This is a genomic window from Oryzomonas japonica, from assembly GCF_008802365.1.
GTDB lineage: Bacteria > Desulfobacterota > Desulfuromonadia > Geobacterales > Pseudopelobacteraceae > Oryzomonas > Oryzomonas japonica.
Genome location: NZ_VZQZ01000004.1, coordinates 112,514 through 125,511 on the forward strand (window position 1 = coordinate 112,514; position 12,998 = coordinate 125,511).

Genomic DNA, 12,998 nt, shown 5'->3' on the forward strand with positions numbered 1-12,998 from the left:
GTGAGCGAAAAAGGGAGTTTTCCGGCCTTTTACCTGAAATGGGGCGAACTGGTGCATTGGGATGTGCCGGATGTGCATTTGGAGGCCTGCGATTGGCTTGAACATGGCCGCACGGGCCGAGTAGCGGTGTTCAAGGCGCTGCGTGGTTTCAGCAAGTCAACCATTGTTGGGCGCTATGTTTCCGACAAATTAAGAAAAAATTCGGCATACCGCTTCCAGCTTCTTTCCGCCACCGACAAGGACGGCGCCAAGATGTCCCGTGACTCGCAGCACGTGATAAACCGTCATCCGTGGTGCAAGGGGATGCGCGGCAAGGGCGGTCTTTGGAAATCCCATAGTTTCGAGGTTGAAGGGTCCGACGATCCGCGCAACCCGTCCGTGGTGGCCTACGGTATCAACAGCAACCTGACCGGCGGCCGCGCCGATGAATTTATCAACGATGACGTGGAGGTGCCAAAGACGATCCGCACCCCGGCGTTGCGCGAGGCGATCCGCGAGAAGTTGAGCGAGGAAACGCATATTTTGGTACCGGGCGGGAAGATCCTCTATGTCGGTACCGACCATTGCGTGGATAGCATCTATAAGGAGCAGATCGAGGACGGTGCCGACCTTTTGGAAATCCCCCTTTTCCGCAAGGGGATCACCCATATCTCGAAAGATGGGCTTTCCGACAGCTTTCTTTTCGACTTCCGGGTGCAGACGGCCAGCGACCTGTATGTGTGCATCGGGATCAATAAGCCCCGCCTGTTGGGCGATGATGAATACCAGGTGCACGGCCTGCGGGATTTCAAGGGCGGGTTCATCAAGCTGAAAACCGCGCCCGCGCCTGATGAACGGGTCAGCATCTACAGCGGGAACATCTGGCCGAAGCGTTTCACCCGGGCGGAAATTACCTTCCGTATCAAGCGTTGCCGCACCTGGGGAGAGTGGGACAGTCAGTACATGCTTAAGCCGGCGCAGTTGACGAAGGTGCGCCTCGACCCGGCCCGCATGATCCCCTATGACGCCATGCCGGAAATCAGGAGCGCCAACGGCTCTATTTCTCTTTGGATCAACGGCATTCGCATGGTGGGCGCGAAAGCATGGTGGGATTGCTCCCTGGGTAAAGTGAACAGCGACGCCAGCGCTCTGGCGGTGATCTTCACGTGTGCCGCCGGTTACCTGTATTGGCAGGTTGCCCAAGGCATGACCGGGGAGATCGATGAACAATGCCAGCAGGTCGTTCCGGTTGTCAAAGCGTTCCAGTTGCGGAGCATCGACGTGGAAACGAACGGACCCGGTGGATTCGTCCCGGCGATCCTGCGGCGCCACCTTAAGTCCGCCGGCCTGGCCTGCGCCGTAGTGCCGAAGTGGAGCAAGCAGAATAAAAATCTGCGTATCCTGGACGCCCTGGAAACCCCGTTGTCGGGCAGCTTCCTTTATGCTCACCAGAGCGTGCTACAGGGGCCGGTACCGGCGCAAATGCGGGAGTGGGATGCAACTAACCCGGACAATGAGGATGATTATCTCGACGCAGCAAGCGGGGCGATTTCAACTACTCCGGTGAGGATCGGCAACCATGTCCCGCCTGTTGGAGATGCTGGCGACGATTGGCGGCCGGGCAGCGGTACCCACGAGGCCCAGAGTGATTATTGAGAAAGGAGTTTGGATATGATCGAACAGCAGGAGATTTATTTCTCCTACCTCGGAAATGGTGTAATCGCGCAGTTTGCCTACGGCTGCCGGATCTTTGAGGCCAACGATCTGCGTGTGTCGGTGGATGGTGTTGTCAAAGCCCTTGGGGTTGACTACACCATTACGGGTATCGATGACGTCCAGGGAGGGGAAGTTACGTTTGTCGCTGCCGCCATACCCGTGAATGGCGCCGTGGTTGAATTGCAGCGCGTGCTTTCTTACAAGCGGGCAGTGTCGTATATCCAAAATGGTGATTTCAGACCGCAGACGGTCGATGCGGACCAGGACTATCAAACGGCCTTGTTGCAGCAGATGGAATTCACGTTGCGGCGGGTGCTGTTGGTTCCGCCGGACGCGAATGCCGATGATCTTACCTTGCCGCCCCTGGCCACGCGAAAGTCAAAGCTGCTCGGATTCGATATCAATGGTAAATTCGGGCTGTTTGATGCGTCATACACCGTTGTCGTCCAGCAGGGGATAGCAGAGGCGGCGACACTTATTCGTGCTGATGCATCCGCTGGCCCGGTTAATATTGATTTGCCTGAATCCGGCGAGGTCGTTGTCATAAAAACCGATGACACGGCTAACCCTGTGATTATTATTGCGACCGGTGGAAAGACCATTTTGCGGCAAGCGTCGGTTGAGCTTTCCGTCCAGGATGAGGCGCTAAGGCTTAAGGCGGACGGCATGAATTGGTATCGTGTTTAAATAGGGGGGGATATGTACAAATTACTGGCGTTGTTATTCTTCTGTTTTTACGCGGATCACTTAATGGCGGCAGACGCTATCATAAGCCAGGGGAAGCTGGATAAGGCTGTTTTTTGCTTGTACACAGGAGTTTCCAGAGTTCCTGCGTCCCGCACCGTCAACGGCCATCCGCTTTCCGGCAATGTTACAATATCTGCCAGCGATTTAACTAGCGGGGTCTTGCCACGCGGTCAACTTCCTGCGCTCGTTCCTTCGGACGTGGGAGCGGCGGCCCTGGCCGGAAGTTCGACGCAGGATTTTTCAACGGCGAAACTCCTGGCCTTCGGCTATGTGAGCCAGGGCACCGGGAATGCTTCTACCTTGTTGTTCGGGAGAATCCTGCAATTTTACAATGTCAGTGTCGGAGCGGGTTATCTTCAGGTATCAGACGATGTTTCTACCTTCAACTCGATAAGCCTCACAAAGAACCAAGTCGGGTTATATGCCCAAAATAACCTTGTCGGTTCAATCACACCGTCAGGCATTGACGTGACAGGGCACTTGAGCGCCACGGTTGGCGGATTGACAAACCATGGCGCGTGCTGGAAAACGGGGGGAGTCCTCGGGTACTGCTCCACAGTGATAACTTCTGACGGGTCATGCACTTGCAACTAAAAAAGGAGATCGTATGAAACACTTTTTACTTGTCGCCCTGTTCATAACCATGCTGGCCGGATATGCCGACGCCGCTATTCAGGTTATCAGCAAAGAGGGTATTTATACTTCCAAGCCCGATCTTGCCACAGCGGCAAAATCGAAGGACGGCGCCGGGCAAACATTCATTGTCACGTCTGCATTGTCGGCGGTGCAGTCCAATATTTCCAGCGCGACACTCCATGGCTGGCCTGCCGATAGATCCCTGCGGGTTGAAAAGGGAGGTTCCATAAACAACACCACGTCATTCGTCACTTTTGGACATGTCAATATGAATGGGGGGACGTTCGGAGGCACGGGCAGGGTCACCATCAACGGTTCGTTTGAGTCGGGTCAGTACGATGTGTTTCCTGGCGGGGGGCTGGTGACGTTTGGGCCCAAGGCTGCAAAATATATCAACCCGCTGATATTTGGCGCAGACCCTACGGGGGCAACTTCCAGTAGAGCGGCGTTTGTTAAATCCATAGGTGTCGCGCTGCGCCTGGCCCCGCAACTGACGGCCATAGGAGGGGGCGCGCCTTTTGTAACAATAAAACTGCCAGGAGGAAGGTACTCCATCCCTGAACCGGACGGTGTAGTGGTGCAAAACCCAGGGGGGTTTCTCTTCAACCTCGCAGTCGAGTCTGATGAGGGCGCCAATATCGTGGGCAATGCGGCAAGTAATGCTACAGGGACTAATAAGGGGTTCGATTTCCAGGGAAGTGCGTTTAAAAATATATTCAGGAAGTTGGTGTTTAGTGGTTTCGGTACTGCCATAAAGTTTGACAGTTCGAATAGGGACCAAAGCTTTTTGAGTATAGAAAACTGCGAGAGCAATTTTAACGATACATTCCTTGATACGGTTAGCTTTGAAAATTCTCGAAGTACCATTGTCACTATAGAAAAAACAGACGCTTGGTCTACTAGGGTTTTTGTAAAATCGTATACCGATGGCATGACTATAAGTAATAGCTGGATCTATGCAGGTATAAACGGAGTTACATCGCCAGACGCCTTGTTGTATCTTTCGGGTGAAGGTCTGGTAAAACTGGAAAATTCGTTTTTTATCCCAAATATTGGGGAAAATTCATCGTCTGCCCGCTGGATAGATTTTGTCAATGATACGGCGCAGAGTACTGGCGGGAATAGATCACTCCATAACGTGATAGTAACTGGGAGCCGAGTCGGTGCAGAAGGTTCGCGGGCTTTTATATGGACTTATGATAATTCGTCCTTCCCTTTATCGGGCGGTGCCAACACCTCAAGTGTCGTTGTTCAGGACTCATTTTTAGGCGGCGTCGGGGGATATCCGGTTGTCACGTATAAAACCGGGTATCCGGGTAGTGTGAATCTTCGCAACTGTCAGGCTGTAAGATCTAGCAAGATTGTTGCGGTAGATCCGGCAAACACGACGTATCCAAAACCTACCGTCCCAAGCACCGGCCCGGTGGGTCACGTTATTATGATTGACGAAGCTACCCGGTTGTCACAAGCAAATTCCAATAATACTGCTTCGCTCATTGATCCCCTGCTTGAGCCATTTACTTACGATACGACCTCTCAAACAAGTAAGTACAAGCGGAGCATAACAAAGAACATTGACTATCGCCTCGCGGCGGTAAATGCCCCTGGAGCAGGGACAAATAAGGTCAAGGTTACAATCCCCATTTTCTTTGACTCGGCGTCTACCACCGTTCCAAACCGGGATATTTTAACTTTCTTGTTGGTTACTGTCGGTGACGGTTTGGGTTATGCTACGGCACACCCTGAATATCGTTCGACCTCTGTTAGCCTGGTAAGCATGATCGGTGGTTTCAATGGAGCGACGTCGGAGAAAAAAATAATTGTTACACCCATCCAGGACGCCATGGGCGGGGTCAGTTATGGTTCGAGCGCGACTCCCACCGTTTTTTTTGGCACTGGCGATACAGGAAGTGCCGTGATTTCTCCCACCAGCACCACGGGCACGGAAAAAAATATGACATTCGTATGGACGTCTTCCGACCCGCCGGCTTCGTGGGCGTATATTGTGCCAATTTCGGGGATAAGGGAGAATCAGCAGGATAAGGCGCAGTATACAGTATGGTGAGAAGTGCACCAAAGTGCACCACAACGAGTGAACCACAACAAAAAAAGCGATACGGCAAGGTGCCGTATCGCTTGAGTTTTTTGGTTGCGGGGACAGGATTTGAACCTGTGACCTTCGGGTTATGAGCCCGACGAGCTACCAGACTGCTCCACCCCGCGTCAATTGAAGAATCCCATTTATAGTCCAAACTGGATTCGCTGTCAATGGAAAAAATGGTTGATGGCGAAAAAAGCGGTATACGTCAATCCTTGTCCGGGATGACGATGGCTCCTTTGCCGACCTTGCCGGACAGTTCCTTGGCCGCGTCCTGATCCAGCCTTCTGCCGACCCGTACCCGGTACCAGGTACCCTTGTCCCCCTGGTTGGACTCGCTGAGGAAGACGTTGTACCCCTTACCCGCCAGTTTGCTCCGCATGGCCTCTGCCTCGGATTTCAGGCTGTAGGATGCGACCTGCACCGTGAAGCCGCCCGCATCGCGCCGTGCCGGTTTTTCCGGAGCCTTCTCCCCGGCCGGTTTGGCGGCGTCACCGCCGTCCTGCTGGGGCTGCCTGTTCACGTTCGTCGGCATGGCGGCCTGGAGCGGCTGTTTTCCCTTTTCTTCCTTGGTATTGACGCCGCTCCCCATGACGTTGCTCTTCTGGCCGCTGGGCAGGGTCTTGTAGAAGCTCAAAGGGGGCTCGGGCATGGTCTGGCCGTTGGGGGGCGGGGTTGCACCCGCCTGGGGCGGCTGGGTGGGCGTCGGTGCGGCCGGTTGGGGCGGCGCCGATTTGGCCGCACTAGCGTCCTGGCGCGGCGAGCTTTCCAGGCTGGTCTGCTCCATGGCGGCCTGGAACGATTTCTTGGCTGCCCGTTGGGAGAGGAACCAGCCGCTGCCGAAGCCGGCGGCGAAGGTGGCCAGGCCGGTGACGACGATGATGACCGAGAACCGCGCAACCGGCTCCTTGCGGGGACGGTTGCCGGTGGGGGGGGTGACGAATGACTTTTTTGGTTCGCTGTAATCGATCCTCATGGGAGACTCCGCTACATCCGTTCAGGTGCTGATATTCCCAGGACCGTGAGGGCGTTTTTCAGGGTCTGGGCGGTGCGTTTGAGCAGGTAGAGGCGCGCGGCGGTCAGGGCGGTGTCTTCGGTGATGACCCGGTTCTTGTTGTAGAAGCTGTGGAAGCAGCCGGCCAGTTCGGTCAGGTAGTAGGTGAGGCGATGCGGCTCGAAGTGGACGGCGCTGTCGTCGATGGTGTCCGGGAGGGCGCACAAAAGCTTGATGAGCTGCAACTCCTCCGGGGTGGAAAGGCAGGCCAGCGCCTCCGCTGCCGGTTGCTCGGGGGCGGTGAACCCCTTTTCGGCGGCGTTCTCGAAGATGCTGCAGATGCGGGCATGGGCGTACTGGACGTAGTAAACCGGGTTCTCGTTGGTCTGCTGCTTGGCCAGGTCGATGTCGAACACCAGCTGGGCGTCCACTTTGCGCATCAGGAAGAAGAAACGGGTCGCGTCGCGTCCCACCTCGTCGATCAGGTCCCGCAGGGTGACGTAGCTGCCGGCCCGTTTGGAGATCTTGACCTCTTCGCCGCCGCGCATGACGGTCACCATCTGGTGCAGCACATACTCGGGCCACCCCTGGGGGATGCCCATGTCCAGAGCCTGCAGGCCGGCCCGCACCCTGGTGATGGTGCTGTGGTGGTCGGCCCCCTGCTCGTTGATGACCCGGGTGAAGCCCCGTTTCCATTTGCCCAGGTGATAGGCCACGTCCGGGATGAAGTAGGTGTAGGCGCCGTCGCTCTTGCGCATCACCCGGTCCTTGTCGTCGCCGAAATCGGTGGTGCGCAGCCAGAGTGCGCCGTCCTGCTCGTAGGCGTGCTTGTTGGCGATGAGCCGCCCAACCACCTCGTCCACGCTGCCGTCGGCGTACAGGGCTGATTCCAGGGAGTAGACGTCGAAGGCGACGTCGAAGGCGGCCAGGTCCAGGTCCTGCTCCCGGCGCAGGTAGGCCACGGCAAAGGTGCGGATGGCATTCAGGTCGGTGGGGTCGCCGTTGGCGACGGTGTGCTGGTCGCTGGCCTCCACGGTCTCCCGGCCCAGATAGGCGTTGGCCACGTCCTTGATGTACTCGCCCCGGTAGCCGTCGGCCGGCCAGCGGGGGTCCTCCGGCTCGATGCCGAGGCAGCGGGCCTGGACGGAGAGCGCCAGGTTGCTGATCTGTTGACCGGCGTCGTTGTAGTAGAATTCACGGGTCACCGCCCAGCCGGCGGCCCCCATAATGCGGCAGAGGGTGTCGCCGATGGCGGCGCCGCGGCCGTGGCCGATGTGCAAAGGCCCGGTGGGGTTGGCGCTGACGAATTCGATCTGCACCTTTTTCCCGGCGCCGGTCGCGGTGCGGCCAAAGGCTGCGCCCTGGCTCTCGATCTCCAGGAGTGCGGACTGCCAGGCCCCTGGGGCGACGAACAGGTTGATGAAGCCGGGGCCGGCGATCTCGGCTTTGGCCAGGAGGCCGCCACCGTCGCCCAGGTGGCGGATGACGATCTCGGCTACCTGGCGGGGGGCTTTACGCTCGCCCTTGGCCATCTGCATGGCGATATTGCAGGAAAAATCCCCGTGATCCGGGTTGTCCGGCGTACCGATGATAACGGCGGGGAATGGGGACGAGAGAAGTTCTTCTGCGGCGGCAGCGGTCTGTAGGGCGGTTTCGACAAGGGCGGCAATTCTGTTTCGCATCATTGTGTGGGTGGTTCCTTACGATCGGCTTGTTGTATGTTTATTCGCCGCAGTCACGGATACTGACGTCGCGGGAGAAGTCGGGGCAGTGCGCTCCTCCGTCGGAGACACTGAATCTTTTGGCGCATGTTTCGCGCCAGGCGCAGACGGCGCAGCTTTGTCGTGACATGGCACCTATCCTGAAAAACGGTGGATTTCGGTTATTTCTTTTCCTGGGGGAACTGGTAGATCACTTCGTTCGAACGCACAAACCCGAAATCCTTGCGGGCGATGCTTTCCAGGTAACGGCGGTCGGACTTGAGGGCGACGATCTCCCGCTTCAGGGTTTCGTTTTCGAGCCTGGTGCCGTTCAGCCGTTCCTCGACGCCGACGATGTCCTGGCGAATCTCGTAGATGCGCAGGAGTCCCTTGTCGCCGAAAACGGTAAAGAAAAGGATGAATGCAAGGCATCCGGCGGGAAAGAGGTACATCCTTTTCTGGAAAGGCAGGTTCACGTGGTCATCCTTTGCCGATCCGCGCGGCAAAATACTCGGCCGTCCTGGCCAGCCCCGCGTCCAATTCCACCTGGGGTTTCCACCCCAACCGCTCCCCGGCCAGCGAGATGTCCGGCCGGCGCTGTTTGGGATCGTCCTGGGGGAGGGGACTGAAGATCACCTTGGACTTTGATCCTGTAATTGTAATGATTTTTTCGGCAAACTCAAGGATTGTATTTTCAACCGGGTTGCCCAGGTTGACCGGTCCGGTGAAGTCGTCGCACTCCATCATGCGGCACATCCCCTCCACCAGGTCGGAAACGTAGCAGAAGGAGCGGGTCTGGGAGCCGTCGCCGTAGACCGTGATGTCTTCGTTGCGCAGCGCCTGGAGGATGAAGTTGGACACCACGCGGCCGTCGTGTTCGGCCATGCGGGGGCCGTAGGTGTTGAAGATGCGGATGAGGCGGATATCCACCTTGTTCTGGCGGTGGTAGTCCATCATCAGGGTTTCCGCCACCCGTTTCCCCTCGTCGTAGCAACTGCGGATGCCGATGGGGTTGACGTTGCCCCAGTAGGCCTCGGTCTGGGGATGTACCTGGGGGTCGCCGTAGACCTCGGACGTGGATGCCTGGAGGATGCGGGCCTTGACCCGTTTGGCCATTCCCAGCATGTTGATGGCGCCCATGACGCTGGTCTTCAAGGTCTTGACCGGGTTGTACTGGTAGTGCACCGGCGAGGCGGGGCAGGCCAGGTTGTAGATGCGGTCCACCTCCAGAAGGATCGGTTCCACGATATCGTGGCGGACCAGTTCGAAGCGATGGTTGTCCATCAGGTGGATGATGTTGTCCTTGCTGCCGGTGAAGAAGTTGTCCAGGCAGATGACGTCGTGTCCTTCGGTAAGGAGCCGTTCGCACAGGTGCGAACCGAGGAATCCGGCGCCGCCGGTGACCAGGATACGCATTATTTCACCTCTCCGCAGATCCCGACGCCGCAGCGCCCCAGGGGGAGGTAGCGGAAGCCGGCGGCCGCCATGCGGTCCGGCTTGTAGAGGTTGCGGCCGTCGATGACGAGCGGACTCTTCAGCGCGCTCTTGATGCGGTCGAAGTCCGGGTTGCGGTACTCGCTCCAGTCGGTGATGATGGTCAGGGCGTCGGCGTTTTCCAGGATCGCGTACTGGTTCGTGCTGTATTCGATGCGGTCGCCGAAGTGCTTCTTGGCCTCCTTGAGCGCTTCCGGGTCATGGGCGCGCACGGTGGCGCCGGCGGCCAGCAGACGTTCGATGATGGTGATGGCGGGCGCTTCCCGCATGTCGTCGGTGCGCGGCTTGAAGGAAAGGCCCCAGCAGGCCACGGTACGGCCGGTGAGCGGCTGCTCCTCGTCCGGGGAGCCTAAGGCCGTGATGAGCTTGTCCGCCAGGACCTCTTTCTGACGCTCGTTCACGTCCTCCACGGCCTTGAGCAGCAGGAAGTCGTAGTCGCACTCCTCGGCGGTCCTGATCAGGGCCTTGACGTCCTTGGGGAAGCAGGAGCCGCCGTAGCCGGGGCCGGGGAAGAGAAAGTCGTAGCCGATGCGCGAATCGGAGCCGATCCCCTCGCGCACGGCGCTCACGTCGGCCCCCATGCAATCGCACAGGTTGGCGATCTGGTTCATGAAGGAGATGCGGGTGGCCAGCATGGCGTTGGCGGCGTACTTGGTCATCTCGGCGCTGCGGATGTCCATGACGATCAGGCGGTTCTGCTTGCGCATGTAGGGGTCGTACAGCTCCTTCATGATCTCGGCGGTGCGCACGTTGTCGGTGCCGATGACTACCCGGTCCGGTTTCATGAAGTCGTCGATGGCCGCCCCCTCCTTGAGGAATTCGGGGTTGGAGACCACGTCGAACTCGAAGGCGACCTTGCGGGAGGCCAGTTCTGCCTTGACGGCCTCCCGGACCTTGTCGGCCGTGCCGACCGGGACGGTGGATTTGTCCACGATGATCTTGTAGCCGTTCATGGCTTGGCCAATATTGCGGGCAACGCCCAGAACGTATTTCAGGTCGGCGGAGCCGTCCTCGCCGGGAGGGGTGCCCACGGCGATGAAGCAGACCAGGGACGCCTGGACCGCCTCGGTCATCTCGGTGGTAAAGGAAAGGCGACCCTCGGCCTGGTTGCGCAGTATCATTTCTTTCAGGCCCGGTTCATAGATCGGGATGATGCCTTCTTTAAGGCCGTCTATCCTGGATTTGTCCACATCAACGGCGATGACGCTGTTGCCGCTTTCGGCAAAACAGGCCGCAGCCACAAGGCCAACATAGCCGGCACCAAAGATACAAATTTTCATTCAATTGCTCCGGACAGTTAGGTTAATTGCTCTTCTATAACACATATCCACTTGTAATTCCAGCACAACTAATGCTCATTCATGCCATTTTGCACCCGCAGGGCCTCGGAATAGGCCGTGTTTTTGGAAACCCCGGTCATTTCAGCGGCTTTCCGGGCGGCATCCTTGACCGTCATCCCCTCGTCGTGCAGCAGGCGGTGCAGCAGCTCGGGCAGCGGTTCGGTCTCCTGCTCCACCGCTTCGCCCGGCGCCACCAGTATGACCACCTCGCCCCGCACCTTGCCCTGGGCGACCGTTGCCAGCACCTCGCCCACCGTGCCCCGCATGAACTCTTCGTAGATCTTGGTCAGCTCCCGGGCCACCACGATCTGCCGCTCGCCCAGCACCTCCCCCATATCCCGCAGGGTTTCCTCCAGCCGGTGGGGCGCCTCGTAGAAGATCAGGGTCCCCGGCTGGGAGGCCATGGCGGTCAGGAACGCCCGGCGCTTGCCCTGGCGATTCGGCGGGAAACCGGCGAAGGTGAAGGTGTCGCTGGGGAGCCCGGAGGCGGAGAGGGCGGTGATGGCGGCGCAGGAACCGGGGACGGGGATGACCCGGATGCCCTCGGCCACGGCGGCTCGCACCAGGTTGAAGCCGGGGTCGGAGATGCAGGGGGTGCCGGCGTCGGAGATCAGGGCCACCGAACGTTCATCCCGCAGCGCCTGGAGGATGCGCTCCCCCTTGAACTGCTGGTTGTGGTCGAAATAGGAGGTGAGCGGCTTGGAGATGCCGAAGTGGTTGAGCAGCTTGAGGGAGTGGCGGGTGTCCTCGGCGGCGATCAGGTCCACCTCGCCCAGGATGCGCACCGCCCGGTAGGTCATGTCCTCCAGGTTGCCGATGGGCGTGGCCATGATGTAGAGGGTGCCGGCCATCTATTTGAGGCTGGTGATATAGGCGCGGATGCCTTCCATGATACCTTCCGCGGTCTGTTCCTGGTAGGCGGGGTCCGTGAGGCGGGACTCTTCCTGCACGTTGCTGACAAAGGCGGTCTCCACCAGGATGCTCGGCATGGTGGCGCCGACCAGGACGTAGAAGGGGCCCTGCTTGACCCCCAGGTTTCTCACGTCGGCGTGACGGCTTTTGATCTTGCCGTGCAGGGACCGCTGCACTTCGTCCGCCAGATGGGCCGAGTCGTTGAGCTTGTAATTGGCCATGAGGTCGAAGAGGATCGCCTGCAGGACGCTGACCTTCTCCAGGGTGGTGCCGTTCTCCTTGGCGGCCAGCTGGGCGGCCTTCTCGGTCTTGGCCAGGTTGAGGTAGTAGGTCTCGATGCCCGAGGCCCCGCGGTTCAAGGCGGCATTGGCGTGCACCGACACGAACAGGTCGGCGTTCACCTTGTTGGCGATGGCGGTGCGCTCCTCCAGGGGGATGAAGACGTCGGTGGCGCGGGTCATGACCACGTCCAGCCCCAGTTCATCCTTCAGCAGGTCCCGCAGCTTCAGGCCGATGGCCAGGACCACGTCCTTTTCCTTGACCCCGTTGGGACCGAGGGCCCCGGAATCATGCCCGCCGTGCCCCGGATCGACGACAATCCGGCGGATCTTGGCGATGAGCGGCTTTTTATGGGGCTTGACCTTCTTTTCCACAACCGGCGGGGTCGCGTGTTTCGGCTCCGGGGCCGGCGGGGCAACCGCAGATTGAGTCGGGGCCGGTTTGGCGGCGATGGTGTTCTCCAGGCGGGAGATCTCGGCGCGCCGCTCCCCGCGAACGTCGATGACCAGCCGTGCAGGCTCGGAGAGCGGGAAGATCTTGTAGTCCTTGATATTCTCCGTATCCAGCACCACCCGCACCACGTCCAGCTTGTGCTGGCCCAACCGGACCCCCTTCAGGAGGCCGTCGCCGATGGTGATGTCCTTCGCCCCCGACCCCAGCTTGGCCCGGTTGATGTCGATGTAGACCCGGCCCGGCTTACCGCGGCTCCCCTTGCCCAGTTCATGGGCCTCCCAGGTGACGTCCCGGTCGAACTCCAGGGAGATGCGGGTGTAGTCCGGGTTCGACCAGTGCTTCATCTCGCTCAGCAAGGCCAAGGGGCGGCTGTCGGCCGTCTGGTCGCCGTTGGTCTTTTTCTTGGCCGCCAGGGCGGGGTAGGGGAGGAGGAGCGTGAGGATGAGAAGGTTTGCAACTATGTGAAGAAATCGGGTCATTGGGTCGCTTTGTGCCGCAACGGAATCGGATTGAAAAAGTAACGTATTCTTTTAACAGAAATAATTGAATGTTTCAACCTTCAGGGGGCGGTGGTTCGGTAATCTCACTATTATTATCGCTCAGGCGGTCGAATGGGCTGATCGCAGGGTCGCGCTGCTGTTCGCCCAATC

General features: G+C 58.9%; 12 protein-coding genes and 1 tRNA gene. 4 read left to right on the plus strand and 9 right to left on the minus strand.

Translation table 11 applies throughout. From position 1 onward, the window contains the following. Genes terL through F6V25_RS08045 form a run of 4 tightly spaced genes read left to right on the plus strand, consistent with a single transcriptional unit; the run spans position 1 to position 5,143 of the window. On the plus strand, positions 1 to 1,635 hold the full coding sequence (terL, locus tag F6V25_RS08030; RefSeq protein WP_151128102.1) for a phage terminase large subunit: 1,635 nt from the start codon (positions 1 to 3) through the stop codon (positions 1,633 to 1,635). A gap of 15 nt (positions 1,636 to 1,650) precedes the next feature. Continuing rightward, complete coding sequence (locus tag F6V25_RS08035) at positions 1,651 to 2,382, plus strand: phage tail fiber domain-containing protein (protein ID WP_151128103.1); 732 nt, start codon at positions 1,651 to 1,653, stop codon at positions 2,380 to 2,382. A 12-nt stretch (positions 2,383 to 2,394) separates the two neighbouring features. Beyond that, on the plus strand, positions 2,395 to 3,036 hold the full coding sequence (locus F6V25_RS08040; RefSeq protein WP_151128104.1) for a hypothetical protein: 642 nt from the start codon (positions 2,395 to 2,397) through the stop codon (positions 3,034 to 3,036). A gap of 13 nt (positions 3,037 to 3,049) precedes the next feature. Further along, positions 3,050 to 5,143, plus strand: coding sequence for a hypothetical protein (locus F6V25_RS08045; RefSeq protein ID WP_151128105.1), 2,094 nt, complete (start codon positions 3,050 to 3,052; stop codon positions 5,141 to 5,143). 81 nt (positions 5,144 to 5,224) lie between these two features. On the opposite strand, the gene F6V25_RS08050 is transcribed toward F6V25_RS08045, so the two are convergent. The 9 genes from F6V25_RS08050 to F6V25_RS08085 form a co-directional block, all read right to left on the minus strand. Then, a tRNA-Met gene (locus tag F6V25_RS08050) sits at positions 5,225 to 5,301 on the minus strand. A gap of 83 nt (positions 5,302 to 5,384) precedes the next feature. After that, positions 5,385 to 6,152: an SPOR domain-containing protein gene (locus tag F6V25_RS08055; protein WP_151128106.1), complete on the minus strand. Its 768-nt coding sequence runs from the start codon at positions 6,150 to 6,152 to the stop codon at positions 5,385 to 5,387. A gap of 11 nt (positions 6,153 to 6,163) precedes the next feature. Beyond that, on the minus strand, positions 6,164 to 7,852 hold the full coding sequence (gene argS / locus F6V25_RS08060; RefSeq protein WP_191966144.1) for an arginine--tRNA ligase: 1,689 nt from the start codon (positions 7,850 to 7,852) through the stop codon (positions 6,164 to 6,166). A 40-nt stretch (positions 7,853 to 7,892) separates the two neighbouring features. Next, complete coding sequence (locus F6V25_RS17405; protein ID WP_274596125.1) at positions 7,893 to 8,021, minus strand: hypothetical protein; 129 nt, start codon at positions 8,019 to 8,021, stop codon at positions 7,893 to 7,895. A gap of 31 nt (positions 8,022 to 8,052) precedes the next feature. Further along, positions 8,053 to 8,346, minus strand: a complete 294-nt coding sequence (locus F6V25_RS08065) for an FtsB family cell division protein (protein ID WP_246167000.1) — start codon at positions 8,344 to 8,346, stop codon at positions 8,053 to 8,055. 4 nt (positions 8,347 to 8,350) lie between these two features. After that, positions 8,351 to 9,286: a UDP-glucuronic acid decarboxylase family protein gene (locus F6V25_RS08070; protein ID WP_151128108.1), complete on the minus strand. Its 936-nt coding sequence runs from the start codon at positions 9,284 to 9,286 to the stop codon at positions 8,351 to 8,353. Then, positions 9,286 to 10,644: a UDP-glucose dehydrogenase family protein gene (locus tag F6V25_RS08075; protein WP_151128109.1), complete on the minus strand. Its 1,359-nt coding sequence runs from the start codon at positions 10,642 to 10,644 to the stop codon at positions 9,286 to 9,288. The genes F6V25_RS08070 and F6V25_RS08075 overlap by 1 nt, the downstream gene beginning before the upstream one ends. A gap of 68 nt (positions 10,645 to 10,712) precedes the next feature. After that, positions 10,713 to 11,555 (minus strand): 16S rRNA (cytidine(1402)-2'-O)-methyltransferase, encoded by an 843-nt coding sequence (gene rsmI, locus F6V25_RS08080; RefSeq protein WP_149306257.1) that lies wholly within the window; start codon positions 11,553 to 11,555, stop codon positions 10,713 to 10,715. Beyond that, positions 11,556 to 12,827, minus strand: coding sequence for an N-acetylmuramoyl-L-alanine amidase (locus F6V25_RS08085; protein WP_151128110.1), 1,272 nt, complete (start codon positions 12,825 to 12,827; stop codon positions 11,556 to 11,558). Positions 12,828 to 12,998: the final 171 nt, after the last annotated feature.

Bases quoted from the DNA above. Each gene is read 5' to 3' on its own strand.
- F6V25_RS08035 (WP_151128103.1), top strand. From the start codon at position 1,651: ATGATCGAACAGCAGGAGATTTATTTCTCCTACCTCGGAAATGGTGTA.
- F6V25_RS08040 (WP_151128104.1), top strand. From the start codon at position 2,395: ATGTACAAATTACTGGCGTTGTTATTCTTCTGTTTTTACGCGGATCAC.
- F6V25_RS08045 (WP_151128105.1), top strand. From the start codon at position 3,050: ATGAAACACTTTTTACTTGTCGCCCTGTTCATAACCATGCTGGCCGGA.
- F6V25_RS08055 (WP_151128106.1), bottom strand. From the start codon at position 6,152: ATGAGGATCGATTACAGCGAACCAAAAAAGTCATTCGTCACCCCCCCC.
- argS (WP_191966144.1), bottom strand. From the start codon at position 7,852: ATGCGAAACAGAATTGCCGCCCTTGTCGAAACCGCCCTACAGACCGCT.
- F6V25_RS17405 (WP_274596125.1), bottom strand. From the start codon at position 8,021: ATGTCACGACAAAGCTGCGCCGTCTGCGCCTGGCGCGAAACATGCGCC.
- F6V25_RS08070 (WP_151128108.1), bottom strand. From the start codon at position 9,286: ATGCGTATCCTGGTCACCGGCGGCGCCGGATTCCTCGGTTCGCACCTG.
- F6V25_RS08075 (WP_151128109.1), bottom strand. From the start codon at position 10,644: ATGAAAATTTGTATCTTTGGTGCCGGCTATGTTGGCCTTGTGGCTGCG.
- rsmI (WP_149306257.1), bottom strand. From the start codon at position 11,555: ATGGCCGGCACCCTCTACATCATGGCCACGCCCATCGGCAACCTGGAG.
- F6V25_RS08085 (WP_151128110.1), bottom strand. From the start codon at position 12,827: ATGACCCGATTTCTTCACATAGTTGCAAACCTTCTCATCCTCACGCTC.